At 42.4% G+C, this 26836-nt stretch carries 27 protein-coding genes, 1 tRNA gene and 1 pseudogene; 12 read left to right on the top strand and 17 right to left on the bottom strand.

Annotated features, from left to right (window positions below):
- The first annotated feature begins 14 nt into the window (after positions 1-14).
- Positions 15-1583, top strand: a complete 1569-nt coding sequence (locus CDG76_RS11550) for a peptidoglycan DD-metalloendopeptidase family protein (RefSeq protein WP_094349148.1) — start codon at positions 15-17, stop codon at positions 1581-1583.
- A gap of 62 nt (positions 1584-1645) precedes the next feature.
- On the opposite strand, the gene CDG76_RS11545 is transcribed toward CDG76_RS11550, so the two are convergent.
- The gene (locus CDG76_RS11545; protein WP_094349147.1) at positions 1646-2323 is read right to left on the bottom strand and encodes a riboflavin synthase; all 678 of its coding nucleotides are present in this window, start codon (positions 2321-2323) and stop codon (positions 1646-1648) included.
- 340 nt (positions 2324-2663) lie between these two features.
- On the opposite strand from CDG76_RS11545, the gene CDG76_RS11540 reads away from it, so the two are divergent.
- Both CDG76_RS11540 and CDG76_RS11535 read left to right on the top strand, forming a co-directional pair.
- Positions 2664-3161, top strand: coding sequence for a bifunctional nuclease family protein (locus tag CDG76_RS11540; protein WP_094349146.1), 498 nt, complete (start codon positions 2664-2666; stop codon positions 3159-3161).
- 100 nt (positions 3162-3261) lie between these two features.
- Entirely contained in the window at positions 3262-4392 is a 1131-nt protein-coding gene (locus tag CDG76_RS11535; RefSeq protein ID WP_094349403.1) for an aldo/keto reductase, read from the top strand.
- A gap of 325 nt (positions 4393-4717) precedes the next feature.
- Here CDG76_RS11535 and CDG76_RS11530 read toward each other — a convergent pair whose 3' ends face one another.
- Positions 4718-5140 (bottom strand): aspartyl protease family protein, encoded by a 423-nt coding sequence (locus CDG76_RS11530; RefSeq protein WP_094349145.1) that lies wholly within the window; start codon positions 5138-5140, stop codon positions 4718-4720.
- Entirely contained in the window at positions 5133-5351 is a 219-nt protein-coding gene (locus CDG76_RS11525; protein ID WP_094349144.1) for a hypothetical protein, read from the bottom strand. The genes CDG76_RS11530 and CDG76_RS11525 overlap by 8 nt, the downstream gene beginning before the upstream one ends.
- 26 nt (positions 5352-5377) lie before the next feature.
- On the opposite strand from CDG76_RS11525, the gene CDG76_RS36080 reads away from it, so the two are divergent.
- Complete coding sequence (locus tag CDG76_RS36080; protein WP_143854073.1) at positions 5378-5584, top strand: hypothetical protein; 207 nt, start codon at positions 5378-5380, stop codon at positions 5582-5584.
- 95 nt (positions 5585-5679) lie between these two features.
- On the opposite strand, the gene CDG76_RS11520 is transcribed toward CDG76_RS36080, so the two are convergent.
- Positions 5680-5937: a ParE family toxin-like protein gene (locus tag CDG76_RS11520; RefSeq protein WP_094349143.1), complete on the bottom strand. Its 258-nt coding sequence runs from the start codon at positions 5935-5937 to the stop codon at positions 5680-5682.
- Positions 5915-6136 (bottom strand): hypothetical protein, encoded by a 222-nt coding sequence (locus CDG76_RS11515; protein ID WP_094349142.1) that lies wholly within the window; start codon positions 6134-6136, stop codon positions 5915-5917. Before CDG76_RS11515 ends, CDG76_RS11520 begins: the two co-directional genes overlap by 23 nt.
- Before the next feature lie 230 nt (positions 6137-6366).
- Here CDG76_RS11515 and CDG76_RS36075 point away from each other — a divergent pair, with 230 nt between their 5' ends.
- The gene (locus tag CDG76_RS36075; RefSeq protein WP_143854072.1) at positions 6367-6642 is read left to right on the top strand and encodes a hypothetical protein; all 276 of its coding nucleotides are present in this window, start codon (positions 6367-6369) and stop codon (positions 6640-6642) included.
- Here the strand turns inward: CDG76_RS36075 and CDG76_RS11510 are convergent.
- Complete coding sequence (locus CDG76_RS11510) at positions 6581-7171, bottom strand: restriction endonuclease (protein ID WP_094349141.1); 591 nt, start codon at positions 7169-7171, stop codon at positions 6581-6583. The two genes, CDG76_RS36075 and CDG76_RS11510, sit on opposite strands and share 62 nt — an antisense overlap.
- Before the next feature lie 417 nt (positions 7172-7588).
- Between CDG76_RS11510 and CDG76_RS11505 the strand changes: the two genes are divergently transcribed.
- From CDG76_RS11505 to CDG76_RS11490, 4 genes are all read left to right on the top strand, one after another.
- Positions 7589-9397: an ABC transporter ATP-binding protein gene (locus CDG76_RS11505; RefSeq protein WP_094349140.1), complete on the top strand. Its 1809-nt coding sequence runs from the start codon at positions 7589-7591 to the stop codon at positions 9395-9397.
- Positions 9398-9568: 171 nt separating this feature from the next.
- Positions 9569-10186 carry a Uma2 family endonuclease gene (locus tag CDG76_RS11500; RefSeq protein ID WP_094349139.1) on the top strand — a complete coding sequence of 206 codons (618 nt, stop codon included), beginning with the start codon at positions 9569-9571 and terminating at the stop codon, positions 10184-10186.
- A gap of 126 nt (positions 10187-10312) precedes the next feature.
- Entirely contained in the window at positions 10313-11455 is a 1143-nt protein-coding gene (locus CDG76_RS11495; RefSeq protein ID WP_094349138.1) for an AAA family ATPase, read from the top strand.
- 2 nt (positions 11456-11457) lie between these two features.
- Entirely contained in the window at positions 11458-12108 is a 651-nt protein-coding gene (locus CDG76_RS11490) for a DUF3226 domain-containing protein (RefSeq protein ID WP_094349137.1), read from the top strand.
- Positions 12109-12174: 66 nt separating this feature from the next.
- On the opposite strand, the gene CDG76_RS11485 is transcribed toward CDG76_RS11490, so the two are convergent.
- The 4 genes and pseudogenes from CDG76_RS11485 to CDG76_RS11470 all read right to left on the bottom strand — a co-directional run bounded on the left by CDG76_RS11485 (position 12175) and on the right by CDG76_RS11470 (position 16471).
- Entirely contained in the window at positions 12175-12405 is a 231-nt protein-coding gene (locus tag CDG76_RS11485) for a type II toxin-antitoxin system HicB family antitoxin (protein ID WP_094349136.1), read from the bottom strand.
- A gap of 85 nt (positions 12406-12490) precedes the next feature.
- On the bottom strand, positions 12491-14071 hold the full coding sequence (locus CDG76_RS11480; RefSeq protein WP_094349135.1) for a group II intron reverse transcriptase/maturase: 1581 nt from the start codon (positions 14069-14071) through the stop codon (positions 12491-12493).
- Positions 14072-14772: 701 nt separating this feature from the next.
- Positions 14773-15651 (bottom strand): LysR family transcriptional regulator, encoded by an 879-nt coding sequence (locus CDG76_RS11475; RefSeq protein ID WP_094349134.1) that lies wholly within the window; start codon positions 15649-15651, stop codon positions 14773-14775.
- Positions 15652-15676: 25 nt separating this feature from the next.
- Positions 15677-16471, bottom strand: a pseudogene (locus CDG76_RS11470) (IS5 family transposase).
- Between the two features lie 814 nt (positions 16472-17285).
- On the opposite strand from CDG76_RS11470, the gene CDG76_RS11465 reads away from it, so the two are divergent.
- Positions 17286-17843, top strand: a complete 558-nt coding sequence (locus tag CDG76_RS11465) for a hypothetical protein (RefSeq protein ID WP_094349133.1) — start codon at positions 17286-17288, stop codon at positions 17841-17843.
- Positions 17844-17920: 77 nt separating this feature from the next.
- Positions 17921-18565, top strand: coding sequence for a DUF3318 domain-containing protein (locus CDG76_RS11460; RefSeq protein ID WP_094349132.1), 645 nt, complete (start codon positions 17921-17923; stop codon positions 18563-18565).
- A 278-nt stretch (positions 18566-18843) separates the two neighbouring features.
- Here the strand turns inward: CDG76_RS11460 and CDG76_RS11455 are convergent, their stop codons facing one another.
- Positions 18844-19641, bottom strand: a complete 798-nt coding sequence (locus CDG76_RS11455) for a 7-carboxy-7-deazaguanine synthase QueE (protein WP_094349131.1) — start codon at positions 19639-19641, stop codon at positions 18844-18846.
- Between the two features lie 198 nt (positions 19642-19839).
- On the opposite strand from CDG76_RS11455, the gene CDG76_RS11450 reads away from it, so the two are divergent.
- The gene (locus CDG76_RS11450; RefSeq protein WP_094349130.1) at positions 19840-20889 is read left to right on the top strand and encodes a sugar transferase; all 1050 of its coding nucleotides are present in this window, start codon (positions 19840-19842) and stop codon (positions 20887-20889) included.
- A 303-nt stretch (positions 20890-21192) separates the two neighbouring features.
- Here CDG76_RS11450 and CDG76_RS11445 read toward each other — a convergent pair whose 3' ends face one another.
- The 6 genes from CDG76_RS11445 to CDG76_RS11420 all read right to left on the bottom strand — a co-directional run bounded on the left by CDG76_RS11445 (position 21193) and on the right by CDG76_RS11420 (position 26763).
- Positions 21193-22647, bottom strand: coding sequence for a YcjF family protein (locus CDG76_RS11445; protein WP_094349129.1), 1455 nt, complete (start codon positions 22645-22647; stop codon positions 21193-21195).
- 103 nt (positions 22648-22750) lie between these two features.
- Positions 22751-22827: transfer RNA gene (locus CDG76_RS11440), tRNA-Met, on the bottom strand.
- A gap of 46 nt (positions 22828-22873) precedes the next feature.
- On the bottom strand, positions 22874-23827 hold the full coding sequence (locus CDG76_RS11435) for an asparaginase (protein ID WP_094349402.1): 954 nt from the start codon (positions 23825-23827) through the stop codon (positions 22874-22876).
- 95 nt (positions 23828-23922) lie between these two features.
- Positions 23923-24423, bottom strand: coding sequence for a CGLD27 family protein (locus CDG76_RS11430; protein ID WP_094349128.1), 501 nt, complete (start codon positions 24421-24423; stop codon positions 23923-23925).
- Positions 24420-24878: a ribosome silencing factor gene (rsfS, locus tag CDG76_RS11425; RefSeq protein WP_094349127.1), complete on the bottom strand. Its 459-nt coding sequence runs from the start codon at positions 24876-24878 to the stop codon at positions 24420-24422. Before rsfS ends, CDG76_RS11430 begins: the two co-directional genes overlap by 4 nt.
- A 610-nt stretch (positions 24879-25488) precedes the next feature.
- A complete protein-coding gene (locus CDG76_RS11420; RefSeq protein ID WP_094349126.1) occupies positions 25489-26763 on the bottom strand; it encodes a glycosyltransferase family 4 protein in 1275 nt (424 codons plus the stop codon).
- Between the last annotated feature and the right edge of the window lie 73 nt (positions 26764-26836).

Raw genomic sequence — 26836 nt, 5'->3', positions numbered from 1 at the left:
AACTGAGAGAACAAATGACGCAGCGCAATAATTCTGCCCATCATCGTTTGCATTTATGGCAGCAAGGTCTAACAAAAAAACGTTTTGCCTCAACACTACCAGCTCAGAGCCTCTGTTGGCTGAGTAGCGTTAGCCTCCTTAGCGGTGGCTTCGTGTTTGCCCAAACGGAAACACAAATAGACAATATAGTTCCCACTGTTGAAAGTTCTCAACCAACAGCAGTTACAAATCCAGTTAAAGCCTCGACTTTTAAAAAACAGGCTGTTGCGTCGCCGGAAGCCGCTCAAGCGCAACCGGAATTTTCCCAACGACGAGCCAGACTCAGACAGAGACTAGGCAAGCCAGAGGTTGCTCAATCAAAAGAGCCAGTTAGGCAGTCTACACCCAAAATCGAAGCTGCTGAACCTGTGGTGATTATCAGACAGTCAAAGCCCAAAGTAGAGTCCTCACAGGTTACTCCTGTAAGGGTGAGACAGGAAAAACCCAATACCCCTGCCCGCTATGCACCTGAAAAACTTCCAGTAGTTGCTCAACCATCAAATAACTCTAACAGCCCTGTCAGTGCAACGGCGGAGAAAACGAAGGATTATAATAACGCCTATATCGATCCTAATAGTTATGACAGTGGTGCAACAGGTACTTATCAAGCACCAAACTCTGTAATTGTTACAGAACGCTCCAGCGGTTGTCGAGCCATTTTGCCATCAGGGCAAAGTGTATTAGGCAGCGTTTGCGCCAAAGCACCCCAAAGGAGTGTAGCTGATTCTAATGGTAAACCAGCACCTAATTGGCTCAGAAGAAGTCAAAACGCCCAATTACCAGTAGTTCCACCCGTGCGGCAAATTGCAACTACTGGCAACACCAGTAGATGGCGTGCTGCTCAAAGTGGTTCTAGCGGTGTTAGCAAGAGCGCACGCTCGAATCGGTTTATCCCGACTCCCGCTGAATTCAGCCCCACAAGAGTTAGTGCAACTCCCATTGCACCAAGTGGTGGGACTTTACCGCCACCAATGGCAGATGGCAACATTGCACCCCGCCCTAGCAACGTAGCTTACGACTTCTCGCTGGCATCAGTATTGCCGCAAATTCCCTACATGGGGAGAGTTGCATATAGTGGTACGGGAATGATGTATCCCCTGTCTATTCCCGCTTCCATCACTTCTGTATTTGGTTGGCGAGTTCATCCAATTACAGGTAATCAACGCTTCCATGCTGGTACAGACATAGGTGCGCCTACGGGTACGCCAGTTTTGGCAGCTGCTGCGGGTCAAGTGGAAACTGCTAACTGGGTGGGTGGTTATGGTTTAACCGTTATCCTGAATCACAAATCTGCTGAACAAACTCTTTACGGTCACATGTCAGAAATCCTCGTTCAACCCGGTCAGTGGGTACAACCTGGAACTCTCATCGGGCGAGTTGGCAGCACTGGGAACTCCACAGGCCCTCACTTGCACTTTGAAGTCCGCCACCTGACACCAAACGGGTGGGTTGCTACTGACCCAGGTGTGGAATTACAAAGTGCCCTCAGTCAGTTAGTGCGAGGTTTGCAAACCGCTCAGGTAAGCCAGCAACCAGGCAGTTAGATTGGAAATTTTAGATTTTGGATTTTAAATTAATCTAAAATCCAAAATCTAAAATCTAAAATTCAGAGATACCCGTGTTCTGCTAGGAATGCGGGTGTAATGCCATCTATACTATTGTCATCAGTGCCTCTGGTGTGGGGGTTGCCAGAATAAAGGAATTTTTCGACGTATTTGCCGAGAATATCCCCTTCTAGATTTACCAAACTTCCAGCAACCAAATAGCGAAGATTTGTCTCGCTGTATGTCAGGGGAATTACCGCTACTTTGAATTGGGATTCTGGCTCATAAGCGGCGACTGTGAGGCTGATGCCATTGACGGCAATGCTACCTTTGGGGACAATGTACCGTGCGATCGCAACGGAAGCAATAAAGGTCATTTCCCAAGAAGTAGCCGTTTGTTCCGCCACTAGCAATCGACCGATGCCGTCTACATGACCCATCACAAAATGACCGCCAACTTTGCTGCCTACCTTGAGCGACGCTTCTAAATTGACATATCTCTGTTGGGTTTGCTCACCTCCCAACGTCGTGCGGCGTAAAGTTTCCGGTGAAGCCGTGGCAATAAACCCGTCTTTTAAAACTTGTTCTACTGTCAGGCAAACACCATCGACAGCAACACTGTCACCATAAGCCAAATCTTGCATAATTACTTCACCCGACTGGCTTACACAAGTAATTTGCCAAGAATCGCCCCCTAAGGGTTCCATCGTTCCTAATGCTTGGATTAATCCTGTAAACACGGCTTTTTTGTCAAACTAACTCTATTTATTGCCTAATTTTGCCTGAAGTCAATTGGTAATTGTCACAGAAATCTCGAACATCCAAGTATATTTTCTGACTTTTTTTAGGATAGGAATATTAACACATTAGCATCCTTCACAAGGCATACTTGGTTAAGAAGGTTATTCTTTAAGAAGACCAATTTGACTTACTCTGGTTTTCACCACAAGTTCGGAGTTTAATAGAAGCAATTATAGAGAACGAATGCTTATGTTTATTACTGTCACCAAACCGCCTAAAAAGGGGTGTTATTTGTTACACGCCATTAAAGGCTCTCAAAGCATTGTAGAGGCTTAGGCAATGATTGAAATGAAAGTCGCTGGCATAGCATTAGATGCCATAACCCGCAGCCCGATCGTCCTTTTGAAAGATTCTTCAGATCGGCGGGCTTTGCCAATTTACATTGGTCAGGAACAGGCTAGGGCAATTATGGGCGCACTGGAGAATCAGAAGCCTCCTAGACCCTTAACTCACGACCTAATTGTAAATATTCTAGAGACTTGGAACATGACTCTAGAAAAAGTCATTATTCATTCCCTGCAAAAGGATACATTTTATGCAGCTTTAATTGTCCAGCAAGGCGAAGTCAAAAAAGAAATTGACGCGCGTCCTAGCGATGCGATCGCTATTGCCCTCCGTACAAATACTCCCATTTGGGTAATGGAAGAAGTCATTGCCGATGCTTCTATCCCTGTTGATCGCGATGCAGATGAAGCCGAACAGCAAGCCTTCCGTGAATTTATTTCTAATCTCCGTCCTGAAGATTTGATCAAGCGCTTTGGTAATGGCGATAGCTAGGCAATTTTAGATTTTAGATTTTAGATTTTAGATTTTTCCTTGAATCTAAAATCGAAAATTCAAAATCTAAAATTGAATGACTCCTAACTCTTTGTTAAAAATGCAATACCGACGCTTTGGAAAAACGAATCTGCGCCTCTCGGTTTTTTCCTTGGGAACAATGCGCTACTTGGCTGATTTTGAAAATGCTCACCAGACTATCGAACAAGCCTTAGCGCTAGGAATTAATCATCTAGAAACCGCCAGAGGTTACGGCAAAAGCGAGGAGTATCTTGGTAGGGCGCTAAAAGCTGGGTTGTCAGTACCCCGAACGAAGCTTTATGTCACTACCAAAATCTCAGCCACAGCAGATGCTGACACCATGCGTCGGTACATTGACGAATCCCTAGAACGATTACAACTAGATTATTTAGATTGCTTAGGGGTTCATGGTTTGAACACTTGGCAACATTTGGAGTGGGTGCAAGCCAAAAATGGCTGTATGCAAGCCGTAGAAGAAGCTGTTGCTGATGGCCGAGTACGACACGTTGGTTTTTCCACCCACGGGCCATTAGAGGTAATTCAGGCAGCAATAAATACAGATTTATTTAAATTTGTCAATCTGCATTATTACTATTTTTTTCAACGGCACGCACCAGCGATTCAACTAGCTGCCGAGAAGGATATGGGTATTTTCATTATTTCCCCTGCTGATAAGGGAGGACGCCTCTACACGCCACCTCAAACCTTAAAAGACCTGTGTTATCCGTATTCACCCTTAGAATTGAATTATCGATTTTTACTTGCAGATCGCCGTATTACTACTTTGAGTATAGGCCCAGCTAACCCAGGTGAATTAAGAGAACCTTTGCAAATTGCTGACCATGATGGAGAGTTAACATCAGCAGAAATTTCCACTTTCTGGCAGTTAGAAAATCACCAAAAACTTGCTTTGGAAACTGATAATTGTAGTCAGTGTTATGCTTGTTTGCCTTGTCCAGAAAATATCAATATTCCAGAGGTATTGCGGTTACGTAATCTTGCCGTGGCATACGAGATGGAAGACTATGGCCAATATCGTTACGGAATGTTTGAAAATGCCGGTCACTGGTTCCCTGGAATGAAAGGCAACCGTTGTACAGAATGTGGTGATTGTTTGCCTCGCTGCCCAGAAAAGTTAGATATCCCAGCTTTGTTAAAAGATACTCACCAAAAATTAAGTGGGAAAGCAGGACGGAGATTGTGGGGTTGACAGTCTCCGATCTAAAGACTTACTGTGTACACACAAGTCGGAAAACCTCATCCACATTGGCTTCAATCTGGTAGGGTGCGTTATGAAAATTAGTCCTAATGCACCGAAAATCTGAGATGGTGCGTTAGTAGGGTGTTGACTTTGTAGAAAAATTGCACCCTCTGGAGCTATATGTATAACGACGTATAACGCCCCCGTTCACCCGCCGCAAGCAACCTCTCGGACTCAACAAAGAGACTCTCTCTCTCTCTATACGGTCGGTGTGCAACGGGATTGTTAGACCTTACCTCAGCGATCGCTGCCAACTAACGCTCCTGTCTTCATTTTATCCAACCTGTTTGGGACGAACTTCAAATTCAGAACGCGCACGGAAGAAACAAACATCAAACTCAAAGAAGAAATTAGCTTGCCCCAAGATTAAAGGCACATTGGGTGTTTGTGTCCAAGCAAATGCAAGATTAATGGTGGGGAATGAACTGACTTGAGCATCAACAACGACTGCACGAGCTTCAAATCGAGCCAAGTTCCCTGCCAATACAACTGAGAGAGTTTCATCCTCCCAAATTAAGCCCAGTTGTAAACCCAACTCATAGGGCAAAACATTAACGCTTGCACCTGTATCCAATAAACCTTCAGTGTTCAGAGATTGACCATCAAGACTGAGCGTCAAAGGTATGTATGGCAATCGATCAACCATGCCAAGGCTGCTATCAATGATTTTGTAGGGAAATTTTTGAGTGTCAACCATTCTTCTCTTGCTGCTTTGTCGCCAGAAGATTCATCAAGACATTGGCAGCCTCAGAACAATTGTGCGGCGACCAGACTGGATACTCCCGGTTCGCAACAAAGAAGTTTGCATCTTCTTCTTTGACCAGTTCTGTGGCAAGGAACTGCATTAGCCGAAGCTTGTCAATTTTTGAAAGTTCCTGGATTTGTGACATGAGTTCAGCTAATGGCATTTGAGAATCTCCTCGTCTGAGGGCTGGTGAAAGGAAGCGATCGCCCTCTCATTTTAGCCTTGCGATCGCATCCACGGTTGCAGCTTCAAGTGCAATCTGGCTTCTGGTTAGTACTGCCAGAGAAAAGTGATACTGGGTTTCCTGTTGTCAACCTAGCCTACGGCGATAGGCGATCGCCCTACTTTGACCTGTGCAATTGCACCCTCTGGAGCTATATGTATAACGACGTATAACGGCACAAGTGAGCGGCGTCGAGTAGACTAGAACGTAGCGCGAAGTCTCTGTACCGTCCGCTCCACTGCGTTGTTAGCTGGCTTGTCGCAACGGGCTAGTTCAAAAAACTCTCATATTCATCATGATCACCGATCCAAATCCAATAATAATCGTCGCCCTTTTTCAAAGCTAATGCTCGATACCCACCACTGATACGGGCAGACCAAAGGTTTTTACCAACTTTTTTGAAATGCAACGAGGGATGAAGTGAATTTTCCTGCCAAAGTTGATAAGCTTTCCGCGCTTGCTCTTGCATCTCAGGTGACAACTCGGCATACGCTTTCCAAAAATCAGCCGTCGCAAAGGACTTCATCCAGATTTCTCACGTTGTTTGCTGCAATGTCCTCCTCTGCTTGAGCAATGAGACGATCTAATTTTCCTGATGCTAAGTCCACTTCGATTTGCCGATCCCACATCTCATCAAGATATTCTTGAAGCCATTTTGCCAGATTGCGAACTTCATCCTCTGATAATTGCTTGATTGCTGATTCAACTTCTAGGCGAGTGTTCATCGGGTACTCCACATACTAAAAGCAGACATATATGCCCACTAATTATAGCTTAGAGGTCAGCAGAGCTAAAAAAATAGACAGCAGCTATTTGAAAGCCTTTGTGTAAAAGTCAGTACTCAATTATTGGATATTATACAGAATTTTTCCGTATATCCACCCCTTACGGGATGATTATAAGGTACAAGATTTACAGTAAAATAAGCCAAGTGTGGTATCAGAGGCGACAAATCATGTTGGACTGGTGGGAGAAAAATTTTGCAACCTGTGAATTAAGCGATCGCCCTCTCATTTTAGCCTCGCGATCGCATCCACGGTTGCAGCTTCAAGTGCAATCTGGCTTCTGGTTAGTACTGCCAGAGAAAAGTGATGCTGGGTTTCCTGTTGTCAACCGAGCCTACGGCTGCTCGACCCATCAAATCGAGGCGTTCCGGTGCAGCGCAGTTGTTAGACAGCATTTATGTCTACATCCAAGAACTCCTGTGCGATCATCTCAGAAAGAACTGTAATTAGCTTTCCATTAGTTGTTAAAGCAAAAACGAAATTGTCGTCAGGAAAACCACTTGTAACGTTATTAATGAGACCATAGTGGATGCTATCATCCGACCATGAATCTGAACCAGTATCTAGACGAAATACAATTGCTGCATCAGGAATCCATCGCCACAATCCGATCCCTGTTGAGCGCGCAAATTCATAAGCACCCTCGTCGAATTCAGATGGACTAATAACTGTTCCTTTTGTTTTGTCAGATCCAACTTGGTTAAGCTTTGCATGAAATTCTTCAATGTCGTCAACAGGCACTTTGTGTGAATAGTTTTTACACTCCCATATCCAAATCCAGTGGGGCATTTCAGCACCTTTTCTACATACCTCAATTGACACGTCGAAAATTATATTCTTCTGACGATCCCTAGAATAATAGGCTGGCTTGTGAGAGATTTTAGCTTGCTTGGGAATAATGCCTAACTCTTCCTGATCTAGCATTAGTTTTATACGATTCATTACTTTGATTTCGTAATCAGTTCCCTTACTCATTTAAAAATTCTCTAAACTAAGTTTCCAAGTACTTTAGTGCTTAAGGCAAGCCTATCTATCTGTCTGTCTAACTATTTATTATACGGAAACTTTCCGTATAATCTTTTTCTAAATCCTAATATATCAAGCATTACAGCTACCTTCTTTCTGGATATGCGGAAAACTTCTTTTTTAAACCCCTATTTTGGATATTATACAGATTTGAACAGCTGAAATGGTACAAAGTTAACACCCTAGTGCGTTAGCCTACGGCATAACACACCCTACAAAACTAGTTTTTAGGTTTCAACTTTGGGGTTTTCAGCCAACATTCTGATAAGAATGTAATAATTTATAAAGATTAATATAGAGTTAGGTAGATCCGCCCAAGCTGGGGTATCTCGCGCAAAGAAAGATGAAAATTAAAAAAAAAGAAATATCCTCCGCCAATCACTGACGGTTTTCCGCTACAGTGGACGGGCTGTAAGCTTAGTATGGACTACTAGCCGATCGCTTACTATTTTTCTGGCTAGTTTAACTTTGGTGGCTGGTCTTTTACCGGCGGCGATATCCTACATCAGTAAATTAATTGTTGATGCAGTGGTATTTGCATCTCAATCTAATCCACAAAGCAATGATTTTGTCAATATTTATCCCTCGCTATTTTATGTAGGATTAGAAGCGATCGCTGTAATTCTACTAGCAGGCAGTCAGCGAGGAATCACCATTTGTCAATCGTTATTACGGGCGCTAATGGGTCAGCGAGTGAATGTACTCATCTTAGAAAAGGCGCTGACACTGGATCTTAGGCAATTTGAAGACTCAGAATTTTATGACAAATTGACCAATGCGCGACGAGAAGCATCGGTTCGTCCCCTTTCCCTAGTAAACCGCACCTTTGGGTTGGTGCAAAATGCCCTTTCCCTAATCACCTACGGCATTTTGCTAGTAAATTTCTCAGTTTGGGCAGTGGTGGTACTGATTTTGGCAGCTATGCCTGTATTTATTGCCGAAACGAAGTTTGCTGGAGAAGGCTTTCGCTTGTTTAGTTGGCGTGCAGCAGAAACTCGTCAACAGCACTACTTAGAAAATCTGCTGGCAAGAGAAGATTTTGCCACAGAAGTCAAACTCTACCAGCTGGGAGATATGCTGCTAGGACGTTACCGCAGCCTGTTTGATCAACTCTATGGCGAAGACCGCGATTTGACTCTCCGGCGAGGATTTTGGGGATATCTCCTGGGTTTAGTCAGTACTGCTGCTTTTTATCTAGCTTACGCTTGGATTGTGCTGGAAACAGTGCTAGGTAAGATTTCCTTGGGAGATATGACAATGTATCTCACTGTGTTTCGCCAAGGACAATCTACTTTCTCCAATGCCCTCACTTCTATTGGCGGGATGTATGAGGACAACCTATATCTATCAAATCTCTATGATTTTCTGGAAGAAGAAGTACCAAAATCTTGGGGTAAGGCAACCATTGGTTTAAATCCCCAAGATGGTATCCGTTTTGAGAATGTCTCATTTACTTATCCGGGAAGTTCCAAGCCAGCCTTGAGAAATATTTCGCTGCATCTCAAACCCAGAGAAAAACTGGCAATTGTGGGTGAAAACGGTTCCGGTAAAACTACCTTAATCAAACTACTTACCCGACTCTACACGCCAGACTCAGGGCGAATTTTCTTAGATGGCTTGGATTTGCAGGAATGGGATGTGGATGTGTTGCGGCGGCGCGTTGGTGTGATTTTTCAGAACTTTGTCCGCTACCAGTTCACTGTGGGGGAGAATATTGGCGTGGGCGATGTAGAACATCTTGAAAACAAAACGCAGTGGAAAACTGCTGCTGAAAAAGGCATGGCCCAATCTTTTATTGACCAATTACCCCAAAGTTTTCACACTCAACTTGGTCGTTGGTTTAAGGGAGGACAAGAACTTTCTGGGGGACAGTGGCAAAAAATTGCTCTTTCTCGTGCTTTTATGCGATCGCAAGCAGATATCTTGGTGTTAGATGAACCAACATCAGCAATAGATGCCCAAGCTGAGTTTGAGATTTTCAATCATTTTCGCGCTATTACTCAAAATCAGATGGTACTTTTGATTTCCCATCGCTTCTCGACGGTACGAATGGCTGACAAAATTCTAGTTATAGAAAACGGCGAAGTTATAGAACAGGGAACTCACGAAGATTTGCTACAGCTAGGAGGACGTTATGCCAAGTTGTTTCTCTTACAAGCCGCTGGTTATCAATAGGAAAAGAAGCTAGTAGACTGTGTGAATTGAGATAGCGATGTCTAGGTTGGGCTGCGCCTACGCTCACTTTGTAGAAAGCACATAACATCTCTATCTAACCACGTTAAACTGTTCAGTAAATATGGGTCACTAGACACTCCGTATCGTTAAACATTGCTACCTGATAAAATTATGCAAATAACAAAACAGCGATACTATACCCCAGAGGAATATTTAGAGTTAGAGGAAGTTGCTGACTACAAAAGTGAATACATTGACGGGCAAATAATTCCTATGGCGGGTGGAACAATAAATCACAATCGAATCTCGTTGAATCTAAGTGCTGCCTTAAATTTTGCGTTTCGCCAGCAAGATTACGAAGTTTTCATGGGTGATGTTCGTCTGTGGATACCCCAAAAGCTTACCTATACCTATCCAGATGTGATGATTCTGGCAGGTGAACCAGAGTTTTTTAACAACCGTAAGGATGTAATTCTGAATCCACAGATTATTGTTGAGGTCTTATCAAAATCAACGAAAGGGTATGATCGCGAAGATAAATTTCAGGCTTACCGAGCAATTTCTACGTTTCAAGAATATCTATTAATTGATCAAACACGGATTCATGTAGATCAATTTTCTAAAACCGGGAAAAAGCAATGGGCACTTCGTGAATATGATGAAGAAGATGAAGCGATCGCACTTGTAACCGTACCATTTGAAATTTCCCTACAGGATTTATATAACAAGGTAAACTTTGAGCCTGTTGAGTCGGAAGGCGAAAGTGCTGATGTTGAGCAATTGGGGTAAAGTGCGATCGCCTAATTTATCTCAATTTACAAAGGCGATCGCTCCTTTCTGCTAAAGTGAGAGGTGTTAATACTGCTTATGCTAATACCAGTCATTAACTCTTTGTTGTCTCCGGCTAGCAAAATTATGTTGAAGACGATAAAAATAGATAATTTCCGTAGTTTCCAGTCTTTCGAGCTTCAGGAACTTGGTAGAGTCAACCTACTTGTTGGTAAAAACAATATCGGTAAAACATCAATACTGGAAGCTATTCAACTTTTATGCTCACGCAATAATCTTGATCCACTACGTCAGACAATGACTAACCGGAGTGAATATTTTTTTGATGATGAGCGTAGTGAACGTAGATTAAGGTTAGGTCAAGCTCAAGACCTTGATGTTCGTCACCTTTTTTATGGTCACGAGATTGAATTGGGGAGCAAATTTTCAATAACAGGTACTAATGGTAATATTCAAGAGGAACTTATTGTATCAATAGAAGTACGCAACATTTCTTCAAAAGAGCCACTTGGCTCATCGCCTGAATTTCTATATGATGAAGTCCCAGATGCATTAAGGGAACTAGATTTCAGTATTAAGTGGAATTATGGGCGAGAAGAAAAGCTTTGGAGACTACCGCTATCAGCTAATGGTGGGATTTTTGTGGAAGATTATACTCGTCAATTGCGTAGAGATCCTAAAAATTCATCACCAAAAATACAATTTGTCACATCATCTTCTTTAGGAACCGAGAAGATGATTGAACTATTTGATCAGATAGTACTAACGCCTGAAGAAAAACTTGTAGAGCAGGCACTTCATAGAATAGACTCTAAAATTCAACGGATTGCTCCAGTTAGTTCTCGAAAGTCTAGGTATTCCTTAGATTCGCGGGGCGGTTTTTTTGTACTTATTTCTGATAGTAATCAGCGTGTACCAATCGGCAGTATGGGTGATGGTATTTGGCGTATCTTAGGATTAGCACTAGCTACAGTGTGTGCTAAAGATGGATACTTATTTGTTGATGAGATTGATACCGGACTCCATTTTACGGCGATGTCTGATATGTGGGAACTGATTTGGGATACAGCTAAAAGATTAAATGTGCAAGTTTTTGCAACTACACACAATAGTGATTGTTGGACAAGTTTAGCCACTATTGCAGAGCAGGAAGATGCTACTGAGGATGGTATTAGAATTCACAGAATTGAAAAAGGTAAAGAAACAAGTGTAGTCTTCACTGAACCTCAAATCGTCATTGCTGCTGAAAGAGAAATTGAGGTACGTTAGTAATGGCAAAAGGTTATGTAGCCAAGAAACTGTTAGTAGAAGGACAGGACGATTTGCGAGTTATACCAGAATTAATAGAAAAAAATGGAATTCCTTGGGGTGATAAAAAAAAGGAAGCGATTGTATTAATAGAAGATTGTGGTGGTTACGAAAATATTGATGCAAACCTTATATCTACTGAATTACGAGCATCAGGACTCACTCATTTAGGCGTGATAATAGACGCAGATGAAGATTTATCTGTACGTTGGATAAGTATAAGAAATGCTTGTTTGCCAAGTATACCTGATATTCCTGAAGAAATATCAGAGACAGGACTTATCCATGTTACAAACAATGGCATTAAGTTTGGTATCTGGATTATGCCAGATAACCAAACAAGAGGTATGTTAGAGACTTTTTTAGCTTATATGATTAAAGATGAAGCCGAAACTATTTGGCAATATGCTCAGGAAGTAGCACAAGAAGCAAAAAACAAAGGAGCATCATTCAAAGATTCTTATCTTGATAAAGCTAAAATTTACAGTTGGCTAGCATGGCAAGAAGAACCAGGAAGACAACTGCATCAAGCTATAAAGTATAAAATTCTGAATCCTCAACATCCAAAGGCGCAGACATTTTTAATATGGTTTAAAACTTTATACGATTTATAATCTTGAGATGTATTTGATATTCAAGAATAGCGATCGCCCTACTTGTGCAGAGTATCTTAAAAAGATTTAAGCAACTTTTAACGGTTTATGAGGAAAAGTAATTGGCTCTGGCAAAGTTTTTCCTTGCTCTTTATACCATTGAATCAGAGATTCAATCACCTCTTGCCCATGTTTAGCAGCTTCTTCATAAGTCTTACCATGAGTGTGGAATTGCTGCCAAGGAAATTCTGGTAAGTGTACTAAGTAGCAATTATCCTCATCTGACCATTGAATTACCATACTGTAGCGATCGCTCAGGTTGAGTCGATGGGGGATATTATTCCCCGCACCTCTCAGTTAAATCTGGGCGTGCGACTTTCACCGCACCCAGCTTCCGATGTTCTCAGCTTGCGCTTTTGCTCATGTGCTTGTAATCGTGGCAACTCTCGTGAATTGCTTCAAGATTATTTCTCTTCCAGTTGGCGTGATTTCCGTCGATGTGATGCAGGTGAACCCGTTCTTCATCGATGAATTTTAAACCGCAGGAAGCACATTTATGATTCTGCTTCTTAAGAGCAATAGAAGTTTCGCCGTCGTAGAGCTTACTATTACGTTCGCTCCAATAGGCTGTATTTCCGTCGTAAGGTGATTTAGTTCCCTTGACAGAAATGTGTTTGTTTTCGGAGTAAGGAACCTTTGGGAATGCTTTATCTAGTAATTTCTTGCTAGAGTAGCTGTTTTGCTTGGTTTCCTTGTTGAATACCGTGTAAGCTCTTTTTTGAATGTGGTATAACGAGTTTCTAGTCCCGTCCATCTTGCAGAACTTATGGTAATTTCTCCACCCTCTAACTACCGGGGCTAATTTCTCAGCCTTTTTGGTAGCACCATAATTCGAGTTGTTGACGATGTGTTTTACTTTCTTATGAAATGCTTTGAAGTTATCCACTGAGGGAGTGCTTCTAAACTTTCCGTTTTTCTGGACTTTAAAATGCCAGCCGAGGAAATCAAACCCATCTGTCGCGGCGGTAACTTTGGTTTTCTTTTGGCTTACATTCATTCCGCGTTTGCGGAGGAACTCGCTGATTCTTTCAAGCGTCTCTGTTGCGTCATCTTCGGGTCGGAGTATAACAACCATGTCATCCGCGTATCGGATTGATGGCTCGACAATTTTTTCTGCCGATGTTTTAGGTGTAATCCTTTTACCCTCACAATATTGAGAGTGGTATCTGTGGATACTCTCAATTCCGTTGAGCGCGATATTTGCTAGTAATGGGCTGACCACTCCCCCTTGTGGGGTTCCTTGTTCAGGAAATTCTGGATTTACTCCTGCCTTGAGGCATCGGAAAATACCGAGTTTTAAGCCTTTGGGAGAGATGAGTTCGTCCATTATTGCTGAGTGGTTAATCCTGTCGAAGCACTTTTCAATATCGAGTTCAATTACTCGTTTTTCTATTCCATTGCAAAAGGATCTAAGGTTTTCAAAGATGTATTTTTGTGCATCGTGGGCAGAGCGCCCAGTTCTAAACCCGTAACTTCTGGCGTGGAAAGTGGCTTCGTGTGCTGGTTCGAGTGCATATTTTGCTAGGCATTGCCAAGTTCTATCCGCAATGGTTGGTATCTTTAGCATTCTGATAGTTCCGTCCTTCTTAGGGATGGGAATTTCTCGTAATCCTTGATGCTTCCAATTTCCACTATTCATTTTCAGTAGTTCTTCAAGGTTGAAGCGTTCTTCAAATGAGAGGGATTTCTTCCCATCAATACCAGCCGTCTTTTTGCCAGCATTTAGCTGAGATACAAGTCTAATTGCCAGAAATCGAGCCGAGGTGGATTTTAGAATAAGCTTTTGGAGCGACCGAGCTTTCCGCTTGTCTCCAACTTGAACCGCTTTAAATACACGCTTTTGAAGGCGGAAAAGATTTCGGCGGAATTTCTTCCACGGTAGAGCTTTCCAAGATTCACTAGTTTTGTAACTGTGTCTAATCATTTTCTCTTCTAGAGTTTGTATTTTCTGAACACCTCAGACCAATTACGGTCTGTCCTACCCGAATTGTGGGAATTCCTCCGCTCGTCTGGGCTACTTGGGGTTCGACCGCCCCTAGACCCACAACTCGTTTTTCTTCGTTCCCTCGGAGAGATTGATTGTTCCGTTAGGTGTAGTCAATTCAACCACTGGATTCCCAGGACTCTTACCGCTATAGAACTAAGATGCGGCGGGAATTAATTCTCCAGTGAAGTCAGGGTTTTTAGTGTTACGCCCTGCTCAAGACTAGGTTGCTTTTATAGACTCGGTTTCACCGTAGGAACTCCCTGTTAGCGCCAGTGTCAACCCGCAACGGTCGTCTGATTGCGCCCTGTTCCCAGCTTCACTCTATAAGAACCGAGCTTATTCGGTGTGGGCAGGTAAGGAGTCAATTCTGAGTCTGAATGGCAAGACTTGCACTTGCATCTGACCGAGAGTTCAGCCTTTAATGACAGTAATCTGCTGTCGGGCTGGATTAGTTATTTACGGACTGATTACCGTGATTCACTAATCAACGAATCGCACTAATTCTTTCTCTATTTCTCCTAGTTGCTTCAAATATTAATTTTTTTACTTAAAAATACTATTGACAACGTAGCAAAACCTGTTTTAACGAAATAAGTCGATTGGCAAAAATAAAGCTAACTCGTATTTACATAGCCTCTTCATGAAAAAATGGTCGTCATTCCTGAACAGATACTCCTGACAACTTGTAGAAATTCCTTTAGTACAGGTGTCATATCTTCTTCCCGCCACACTATAGCCGTTTCTACTAATGGTGTTTTCTCCTGTAGAGTACGATAAACTACACCAGTTCTCTGAAGATTTTGCAATGAAGACGGTGCGATCGCAATCCCCATTCCTGCTGAAACCAATCCGATAATCGTCTGCATCTGAATCGCTTCTTGAGTCACTTTTGGGCTGAAGTCTCCTTGCTGACAAAGACTTACGATTTGATCGTAAAGTCCGGGCCCCAAATGGCGAGGGAACATGATAAAGTTTTCGTTGACTAGCGATCGCACTGAAATCTTTTCTTGTCCAGCTAAAGAATGAGTTTCCAACATAGCGACAATTAACGCTTCTTGCTGAATGCACTCTTGATTGAGTGTGTTGTCTTCTAAGGGCGGATGGGCAAAACCTACATGGATGTGCCGATTCTGTAGCGCTTGCTCTTGCTGAGTTGTGGTTAATTCTTGCAATACCAACTCTACTTCTGGAAACTGTTCTCTAAACCGCCGCAAAATCACAGGAAGCAAATCGTAAGTTACCAAACTGGTAAACCCAATTCGTAATTGTCCCTTTTCACCTCTTCCCGTTTTTTGAGTTAGCTCAATTGCTTTTTGGAGTTGAGCTAAAAGTTGATAAGCTTCTTGCAAAAAAACTTGTCCTGCTTCTGTTAGTTGCACCTGTCGTTTGGTTTTGCGGTGAAACAGTTCTACTCCCAATTGCGCCTCTAATTGCTGAATTTGCTGGCTTAAGGGTGGTTGAGCGATGTGCAGTCGCTCGGCGGCTCTACTGAAGTGCAGTTCTTCAGCTACAGCAATAAGAGACCATTTATAAAGTAAATCTTTAGACGACTAGACGACGTAGCATAATACGAGTCATAACGGCATATATGGCAGCCTCACTCATTTCTGAGAGACGCTCATAATCCTTACTGAGACGACGGTACTGGTTTAACCAGCCAAATGTTCTTTCTACTACCCACCGTTTGGGCAAAACCTGAAATTCTTGATTAGTACGCCGGATTACCTCAACATGAGCTTGAATCATCAGCCAAACAGAGAGCGCAAATTTATCACCGTCATAGCCGGAATCAACCCAGATGACTTCAACTTTTTCCAGTAATTCTGGACGCTCTTCTAACAGTTCCATCAAAGTATAGGCGGCAAGTAATCTTTCTCCAGCATTGGCTTCACTTACAACCACTTTTAACAAAAGTCCCAGACTATCAACCAAAGTTTGCCGCTTTCGTCCTTTTACCTTCTTGCCACCATCAAAGCCGTACACATCCCCCTTTTTTCAGTCGTTTTTACCGACTGGCTATCTGCCGCGATTGCAGTGGGTTGAGTTGACTTCCCCATTTTTTGACGAACTTGATCGCGCAAAGTATGATTCATTTGCTCCCAGATACCTCGTTTTTGCCATTTCCGATAGTAGCTGTAAACAGTTGAACTAGGAGGAAAATCTCGCTCGTTGCATATCCCACTGACAACCTGTTTTCAGATGGTAGTAGATAGCGTTGCATACTTCTCGCATATCAGTTGTTCGGGGATGACCACCGCATTTAGCGGGTGGAATCAAAGGAGCTAAAATTGCCCATTCTGAGTCATTAAGGTCTGTAGAATAAGACTTTCGTCTCATTGTTTCCTATGTAAATACACTCTACAAACAGTATCTTATCGCTGCCTTTTTATCTGATGGCTCTCCTTTAGATTTACTTTATAAATAGCCTCTAAAGTAGCGCAAGTGTCGCAATTCCATTGTTTTGATATTTTATAAGTTTCAATTCTCTATAAATATATAAACGCAGAGAGGCGCAAGGTAGCGCAGAGATTTTAGAGAATTTTTAACAAAAACTAGAGGTGCGATCGCTCTGATTAATGCTGATTTACGTATAAATTTCATTGAGACTCGACAATCAAAAATGTATTGCTTACTATAATCATCCCGTGAAAACAATTTGTTGCTTGTAATATAAAACTGTATCAGTATCTATGCTATGTTTATTCGTTTTTAAAAGCAGCTATTAAAGTTTTTACGTATATTTATAAAAGCCTCAGATGCTATGTAGAAATTATTTAAACTTGGCTTCAGCTTTCAAATTTGATTACAAATACTGCCACCATACTTGATCTACCAAGAGATTCATTCAAACCATAAAATAATATTAAAGTTTAACCGAGTTAATGCTATATACTTCACTGTCCAAGATTGTAAAAATAGTAATTATCGCTTCTTTAAGAATGAGCAATAGTGACTCAAAAAATATCATTCATAGCGCCGAACGATCGTCTATTTTTCTGATCTTCAATGCCCTATACCCCATAACCCATCTCCAATACCCTAATTGCATACTTCTATGCGATCGGAAGTATCCACACCAACCCAAACAAATACCTCTAGCAGGTTAAACTAGGTCTGGTAACAACTGCTCCACGTTCCTTATGAGGCTTTTATGGGAGCTAACCTCAAACAGATTGCCAACTATTTAGACAACCTTGGTTGGGACTACCGTTTTGATGATGAAGAAGACCGAATTATAACAGGTGTGGAGGCTGATAATCTAGAAGATTTTCTAATAGTTGTCCAACTGGATGAAGAAGGAAAATTTTTCCGGGTATTTGCCCCTCAAGTTCTGGGAGGAATCCAAGACCATCCTCACAAGGCAGCTATCCTCCAGACAATGCTTGCCATTTCCTGGGAAACCAAAATGTTGCAATGGGAGTATGACCCATCGGATGGTGAAATTCGTGCCATTATTGAGTTTCCTTTAGAAGACTCGATTCTCACAGAAAAACAATTTCACCGTTGTCTGAGTGGATTAATTCAGATTGTGGATGGCATAGCAATACCTCGCTTGACAGAAGTGATGGCAACAGGTCTCGATCCGGGGAATATAGAACTTGGGGAAAGACTATTACTCAGTATCCAAGAAGAAGCCCCAGGATTGTTAGATTTACTAGAAAAAGCAATGGAAGCACGAAAAAAGCGAGGAACTTTTCCTAGTGAGTGAGACGGATCATCACTTAAATAGCTATACTCCAAAGTGATACCCTCACTATATACTGAAATTTTCTGGGGCTGGATATTATGACATCCTATGCAACCTCCTCTGCCAAAGCGGAAATGAGCGAACTCCGGCGGTTGAAAGCCTTACTACCACCAGAACTGCAAAGCTGGGTCACGGTTGAAGGCACAACTGAGGTCAATCCACCCCTGGTTCGCTGCGAAGAAATTGGGAAAGACCAAGTAGAAATTCAAATTGATTTAGTGAAATGGGACGCCCTCGCAATGGATCAGCGTAATCTGCTGTTCTGGCATGAGGTTGCTCGCGTTCAAAATGACACAATTCCTAAAGATGGTTGGGAAATGGCAGCACTAGCCATTGGTTTAGGTGGTGCTGTAGGGGAATTGTGGGTACAAGATGGATTGCTGCTGGTGTTAGCTTTGTCGCTTTGTGGCGTGTCAGGCTGGCGACTGTACCAAAAGAATAATGGGGAAAAGCAACTAAGAGAATTGCTCAATGCTGATGAGAAAGCGATCGCTTTAGCAACTCGTTTTGGTTATAGCCTCCCCAATGCCTACAAGAGTCTCGGTAGCGCCTTGAAAACCCTGATTGATAATACTCCTAGTAAGCGCCAACGAGCAAGATACGAAGCAAGACTTTCTGCCCTCAAACGCAGTGCCAATAAGGCAAAAGCTAAATCCAAAGCTCCAGATGAGGGCGCACTATAGCAACCAAAAATTAGGTTGGGTGGGTATTGCCTACCCCCGAAATACCTAAATCAATTTGAGTTTGACGAACCTCTCCCTGCCTTGAACTTTAGTTCAAGTTTCTCTCCGAGTCAGGGAGGCAAGATTTTGCCTGATAAAGCCTCTTAGTGGTCTTTTGATTTGGCTCATTAGACTGCCTAGTAAAGGGGCTGCTGCCTTCCTAATTAGTGGCAACAACCCAATTACCATTTCATACAATCTTACTTTTTTCTTGACTACATCTTTATCAAACTAAAATTTTACAACTGGTTCAGCATTTTATGCGTCTGGGGGATCACGCGCACGTGCTTAACAAACCCCTTCATCAAAGCTTGCCACGTCAAAACTTGATCGCTAGAAGGCGCAAGTACAGGTACTGGAGAAAATTGTTCTGATACTGCTAAAGGCGTAACAGGTTGTAAAAATACTGAGATATCTGGACTAACCTCTGCCACTAACAAAGCTGAACGTTCCAACTCGGCGGGATCTGTGTTTTGAGACACAATTATCTTGACAAAAACATTTAAATATGAGTCATAACATAACTGGAGAAATTTACTATGTTCTTGCCAATGACTTTCGCCGCTAACACTGGGCAGTTTTAAATCCATACCTACAGAGTCTAAGTATGGGATAATCATTGCTAATTGTTCTGGGCGATGTCCGCCAGTTTCTAAGTATATAGGTAGACCAGTTATGGCTCGCACTTGGGGTAGAAACTGCGTTAAAAATGAGGCATGAAGAAGTGGTTCGCCGCCAGTTAAGCTAATGCTATCGTGTAGACAAGGTAGATTTTGCTGTTCCACCCATTCGAGTAATATGGGTAATGGGACGGGGTTAGAGTGAATTTCAAAGTCGCGCAATCCAGGCGATCGCTCTATCCGACAAGTTGTAGGTGCACTCCACGTGTGGGCACTATCGCAAAAGTGACAGCGCAAATCACACAAAGCAAAACGAATAAATATCTGACGTGTCCCTACATTCAATCCTTCCCCTTGAATGGCAGAAAAGACCTCAATCAGGCGTGCGGTAGGTGTAACCGTATTTTTAGCAATCATTTGATGAGAGCAACGCGATCGCGCTGCGTCGGCACAACAGAAAGGATGTTTTTTGGCTTCTTGTTCTATTGTGAATCGTCGCTAGCGATCTCCAATCTCAGCCCCAATAAATAGCAGTTAGTCCTGATTACCACTAATTTCGATATTAGGTTAAGTAATTTTGTAGGACAAACTAATGTTTGGCATATTACATTATACATGGCAACGAAAGTGCAGAGCTTCATGACTAGCCAACCGACAGAGGTCGATTTTCCAGTTAATTCCCTAAACGACATTGCTATAGTGCAGGTGCCGACGCGGTTGAGCGTGCTGGAGGCTTTAGGCTTTAAGCAAACCTGCCAAGGCTTAATTGGTCCCAATTCACATCCCAAGCAAATCATCATTGATTTTCACCAAACTACTTTTATCGATAGTAGTGGTTTAGGTGCCCTGGTAAGTAATTTTAAATATGCTCAAGCTAAGGATATTACATTAACACTGCGGAATGTAACACCTCAAGTCATGGCAGTTCTAAAACTCACAGGGTTAGATCAGGTTTTTCCTCTAGAACTTGTGGAGGATGGGTCGTTAATAGAACAAGATGATGTAGTAGATAATCGAAAGACAACTTCCCGTAAAGTAGAGCAGTTACCTACTACTCACCCATCTATGGCATCTTGGATGAAACGGTTCTTAGATATTATTGGGTCAGTGATTGGTTTATTAATTACAGGAATTTTGTTTATTCCAATTGCGATCGCTATTCAAATTAACGATCCCGGTCCCATTTTCTTTAGTCAAATTCGTTGTGGCTGGATGGGGAAACAGTTTAAAATTTGGAAATTCCGCTCTATGTGTGTGGATGCGGAAGCAAAGAAATCCGAAGTCAAGAACCAAGTGCAAGGTGCTTTTTTCAAGAATGAAAATGACCCTAGAATTACTAAGGTAGGGCGCTTTTTACGGCGAACTAGTCTTGATGAATTACCCCAATTTTGGAACGTCCTCAAAGGAGAGATGAGTTTAGTAGGCACTCGGCCACCTACACCCGATGAAGTGGAACGTTATGAAGTACCAGAGTGGCAACGTTTAGATGTAAAACCCGGTATGACTGGCGAATGGCAAGTAAATGGACGTTCTACAGTCCGTAGTTTTGAAGATGTAATTCGTCTGGATTTGCAGTATCAAAAAAATTGGAGTTTAGTGTACGATTTAAAGCTAATTTTCAAAACTATAGCTATTCTGTTTAATAGAAACAGTGGTGCTGTTTAGCTAATTATCCTTATTCACAATTTTTTGAGAACTCGCAACTCTCACGATATTCTTAAATACACCCAAGCCTACTATGGGCTTGGGTAAATTTTAGGTTTACTTATAACACCACGCAAGTGTCAGCCAATTTTTGGTTTTGAGATTTTAGACTGATCCCACGGATCAATCCTCTTTATTAAAACAAAGATGTTTATGTATTTTTATCCACTATTAAAATCAGAGTTTGAAAAAATTTGGATTTTGAATTATTCAATCCAAAATCCAAAATTCAAAATCTAAAATTTAGTAATCCTGTGTGTGAGATTATCCGATTGCCTTCTGAACACTAACTACTTCAATCGGCTGCACCTCTGGTAACAAACGCTTCATGCCTTGCTTAACAAACCCCTGCAAAAAACCAATCTGCTGATTTTGCTGAAATACCTTTTGCAATGTTTGCCGCAAATTCTCCAAATTCAAACCAGTCCCAGAATCTATCGCTATTTCCTGCTGTTGGAAATACTCAACTAGACTCAACCCTGCGACTCTAGTTAGATAAGCTGCACTTACTCCCTGCACTACGCCACCAGCAACAAAGGTAACGGCATTACTTTTCAGAACAGTACTAATAGCCTTCGTAGAAAGTTCAACTAAACCCAATTTCAGCATTAAACTTCCCATTGTTCCAGCTAGGGTTTGTGCTTGTTCTAGAGAAAATTTTTGCTGATAGATATTACCTAAATCCATTACCATTTGAGCATTAATTGCCGCAGTTGCTAGAATATCAAAGGCTGGTACTGGGTTAGCAAAGGCAGCAGCAGCAGCTATCCACTGATATTGTTCAATAATTGGAGTGGCGCGATCGCGTCTGGTTCCATTCAACCAATTTTTCGCCTCAGCTTTCAACAATCCGGCTTTCCTCATGGTTGTCACCCAAACTAGCCGTTGTCTTTGCTGTACTAAAACTTCACCCAACTGCTGAGTTAACTGCTGAATATCAGCTGCTGGTTGCTCCATCCACTCTTGCACAGAACCATCAGCCTCATGCTTTCGGACTTTGATGGCAATGGGAGAGGCCGCAGTTGCAACTACATTTCCCTGCATCCGCTGTTTCAAAGACAGCAAGATGTTGGCACTTTCATCGGTTAAATACTGGTCTTGTTTGTTGAAAACCAGCATATTAGGCTGATTTGCTGCCTTTAGCTGCTGTAAGGTTTGAAATTCTGAGTCTGTCAAATCACCGTTTGTCAGAAATAGCACAAAATCTGATTTTGCTACTTCTGCCAAAATAGCCGCATCTGAATTTTCACCCACTTCTCTAAATAAAGGTGCTGTTTCTTGTAGAGATACGAAATTTTGTGTCTCTAGATTTTGTAGCACTTGAATTAAAGTGCTTTTACCCACGGATTTCCCGCCAGTCACAGCTACTTTAATTTGTTGTCTGTCTAATTCCAACAACAATTGGGCAATTTGTTCTCTGAGTGTCTCTAAGGCTGGATGGTTTTCTGTTTCTTGTGCCAGTTGGTTAATTACAGTTTCAGTTTTAGCGATCGCACTTTCCACAGTCGCTCGGTCAACCACCATCCCATCTAGCGGCTCTAAACTGTTTTTGGGGCGATTTTGCTGGAATAACCACAAACCACCACCTACAGCTAAGGCACTCAACAAACCAAACTCACCCACCTGCACTATAGAATCGTGCCAACTGTCCAACATCCACAGGGAAAAGGAAAGTCCCAATCCTCCCACTAAAATTGGTCGCTGCAACTTCACAACCATGATTCTCCGCGCTTTTTGGATGGCTATTTCTTCCAGAATAGATCAAAATAAAACAAAACCCCGCAATCTTTACTGATTGTAGGGCTTTGTTTTATATTTCATTTGGTGGCGGGAAGTGGATTTGAACCACTGACCTTCGGGTTATGAGCCCGACGAGCTACCAGGCTGCTCTATCCCGCGTTGCTCTCGACTTATTTATAGTAACCTATAGTCAAGAGTTTGGCAACTACAAAAACGATAATTCTCCAATTACTTCTAAACGCTTGTATTTTCCCAAGGTGACAAACTTTTCTGAGAGGCTTTCGGCGGCGCTGGGACTAATCCACCCCATTTGCTGGAGTAAGTGAATAGCAACGGCATATTTTGCCCGTTTCGCCCCATCCATGACTTTGATTGCCAATCCCAAGCCTTCACCGAGTCTACCAATGCACTGCACTCCTTCGGCACCAGTTTTGCTGACTAGTTCTCCTGGAGTTAAGCGCATCAGTTCCGTATCAAATTCTCCATCTCCTGCGACCATCGCGGGGTGATGAGTCATCGCACGGACAATGCGCTCCATATCCAAGTTGGTACTAGAGGCTAACAGTGCATACAAAGATGCCATGTGACCGAGTTGCATCAGATAAGTTGGTGCGCCACAGTCGTCATGAGCGCTGATAAATTCTGCTGCTGGCATTCGCAGCAACTCTGCGACTTTGCCCAAAATCAATTGCTGTATTGGGTGCTTGCGATCCAAGTAGTTATTCAAGGGCCAATGGCGTTGCTGACAAACAGCTAACATTCCCGCATGTTTTCCAGAGCAATTGTATTCTAGAGGACTCCGTTTGCCTTCAGGAATTGGACACTGGAGTATAGTTGGGTCAAGATCCGCCCGCCAAAGGATGTTAAATACCTGTCGGACTTGATCGATTTTTCCTTTATGGGAACTTGTGATAATTGCTAAGTCGCGATCGCTGAGTTGATAGCGTTCTAGTGTACCTGTGGTTGTGACAGCGAGTGCCTGAAATGGTTTGAGGGCTGAACGGATAAATGCAGCAGTTTCAGAATTTCCGGCAACGGTTAGAACCCGTCCTCGTTCGTCGCAGACAACAGCTTGAACTATATGCCTGGATTCAATAATACCTTCCCGCAGCAACCGGACTTCCAGTGCTGCGGCTTGAGTTCGTTTTCCCATTGTCATGGGTTTATATTTATCACCTTTTTTAATTAAATTAGTCATTGGTCATTGGTCATTAGTCCTTAGCTAATGACTAATGACCAATGACCAATAACTTTTTAAAACAAATGCCAAACTATAGTACCAGTAACGTACATTCCCGCCAAGCCAGCAAAGGTAAATTGTAACCGCCGCAAAATGGGTTTAATTTCGTATGAGACAATTAAGCGATCGCGGTTGAGAACTTCCTCTGGTTTAGTCCAAGTTTGACCATCGTACCAGCCGGACTCTTCATAAAATACTGTGGGACTACAAAGGCGATCGCACACGTAGAACCAACCTAAGTATAACCTTACCAGTATCAGCACCAACCCGACACTGGCTCCGGCTGCACCACAAAGAATAAAATGTGCAATATACTTGTGAGGGGGAAAACTTGCCGCAGCTATGGGCCCTGCGAATAGCCAAGATAAACCCCAAATCCAAACGAGTTTCGTGATATACTCGCGCCAATCTAAAGTAGTATCACGAAACAGCCAGGAAGTTTTTAACTCTTCGTATTCATTGAGTGGTTGTTGGTCTGTAGGAACTGGGCAATTAGAAACCGAAGACCTAATCATGTTGGCTTACCCTCACCTTCATCAGATTCTGGAAGGGAAATACGTTCTGCATGAATCCAGAACGCTTCTAAATTATAAAACTCCCGTTCCTTGGGCATCATGATATGAACGATCACATCACCGTAGTCTTGTAGTACCCAACTCCCCTCAACTTTTCCTTCTGTCCTTAAGGGACGGCGTTGCAACTCAGTTTCGACTTTTCCTTCAATTGCTTGAGCGATCGCCCTGACCTGTGCCCTAGAATAGCCAGTCATCATCACAAAGTAATCAGCCAGGTAAGATACCTCTGCTACTTTGAGCAATAAAATCTCACCTGCTTTGCGGTCTGAGGCTGCAACAGCGATCGTTGCAGCTAATTTTTCGCTCGCCTCTTCGGTTTGGCCGTGGCTTATTACCGCACTCTTCGTCAGTGGGACAGATTGCAATGGGAAATTTCCTTGGAAATAATCAGTCATTAAACCTCAGGTGCTTTCTTCCTTTTGAAACAATTGTTGACATTTACTTACAAACAACGAACAATTGATCTGACAAATGTGTCAATAGGTTTTTTTGAATACTAACAAAAAAACAGGTGTCTATGGGATTAGTTTGATAATTAGCTGTTTAGATTTCGATATCCGCAACAGCTGATTGCTGATGGTTATTGTGCAGCGATAAATCAACCAATAGCTTTCCAGCAGGAATTAACAGCGAAAATAATCGCAGATTCATCAAACAGCATAATATGTAATCTAAAGCTAGTAATTCGGAGGTAACTATACATCTACGCTTTATACTCTCTACCAAAAATTATGATACAACACAGCATACTAATAACTGGTCTAGCAAAAGTGCGCTTTATTGTATACGCATAAAGTCAATATTTATACATACTTTATCAGTAATAACCCACGGATGGAATGAAGTGAAGCCGTGAGATTTTTAGTTCAACAATCCACCTGACAACCTGCTTGTCTATCGCTATATTTTTAATAGTAAAATTAGCTACCCTCAAAATCTCATAATATTTAGACATGAGGGCATAATTGTAATCTCTACACATGTAACATAACTTTGCAGTAAAGATTAAACTTCTTGTTTCGTAACTATGCCTCTAGACTGAATTGCTCTACGTTCTGCTGTCAATGAGTAACATAAGGACTCATACTGATTTAAAGCTTGCTCAAAAGCATATTGCTCAACGGCATATTGGCGACTTTTGTAACCCAGAGTTTTGACTTTTTCGGGGTTTTGGTACAAATCTAAAATTGCCATCGCTAAAGCTTGGGGATCTTCTGGAGGAACGATAACTCCGCCGCCACTTTGCCTAATGGCTCTTGCTGCCGTACCATTGTCGGGGACAGAGGCAACTAAGGCCCCTCCACTAGCAAGTAGCACTTGAATTTTTGACGGCATATTGAAGGATACAACATTTTTCTTTTGCACCACTAAACCAACATCCGCAGCTGCTAACATCTGTGGTAAATCTTTGCGGGGTTGAAATGGCAGTAACAACACATTATCTGCGCCGCAGTCTAGACATTCCTGTTGCAATCGCTGTAAACCTTTTGCTTCTCCAACGATGACAAAGACAATATTTGGGATATGGCGCAATACAGAAGCAGCTTTGACGACGCTTTCTAAGCCTTGGGTTAGGGCAATGTTACCAGAATACAGTACTACAAATTTGCCATTCAGATTATGTGCTGCGCGGAAAGGGTTATCCTCTTTAGGCAAAGGGCGGATAAAATTTACATCAACCCAGTTGGGAATTTGCACAATTTTCTCAGCTTCTACGCCCTTAGCTCGCAAATTGTCCACAAACCCATCGGCGATGACGCTAATTTTACTGGCACTACTATAGGCAAATTTTTCCAATAATGTAAACACCCGGATAAGTAATTTATTTTTCAGTAGACCGACATGGACGGCTGCTTCTGGTAATATATCTTGTAGATTTAAAATCACAGGACAAGCACGTAACCATCCTAAAAGAGCAACTGGTACACAGCTTGGCAAGGATGGCGATGTTGAGAGAATCACATCTGGGCGCCAACCGATGAGGGCGGGTACAAAACTAGTGACGACGAAACTAGCATCTAGTAACACCCGATCTAATAGGTTGGGTTGTGGACGAATCCAAACGTAACTGCGTTGAATTTGAACGCCATTTTTGTATTCGTTGACATACCATTTACCCCGATATTCCTGGTAAATTTGCCGCTCAGGGTAATTGGGCATAGCGGTGACTACACGCACTTCATGCCCACGTTTCACTAGTCCCTCTGCTAATTCAGTCATTAGTGGGGCAATACCAATCGGTTCTGGATAGTAGTTGTAGGAGTAAATTAAAATCCGCATAAAAATTTAGTCCGAAGTACCCCGGTTTTTTATTTAGTGACAAATATTTGTCTGAAATATCATTTGGGCTTGG

The organism is Nostoc sp. 'Peltigera membranacea cyanobiont' 210A, from assembly GCF_002246015.1.
Classification (GTDB): Bacteria; Cyanobacteriota; Cyanobacteriia; order Cyanobacteriales; family Nostocaceae; genus Nostoc.
This window is presented reverse-complemented; position numbering and strand designations above follow the sequence as displayed.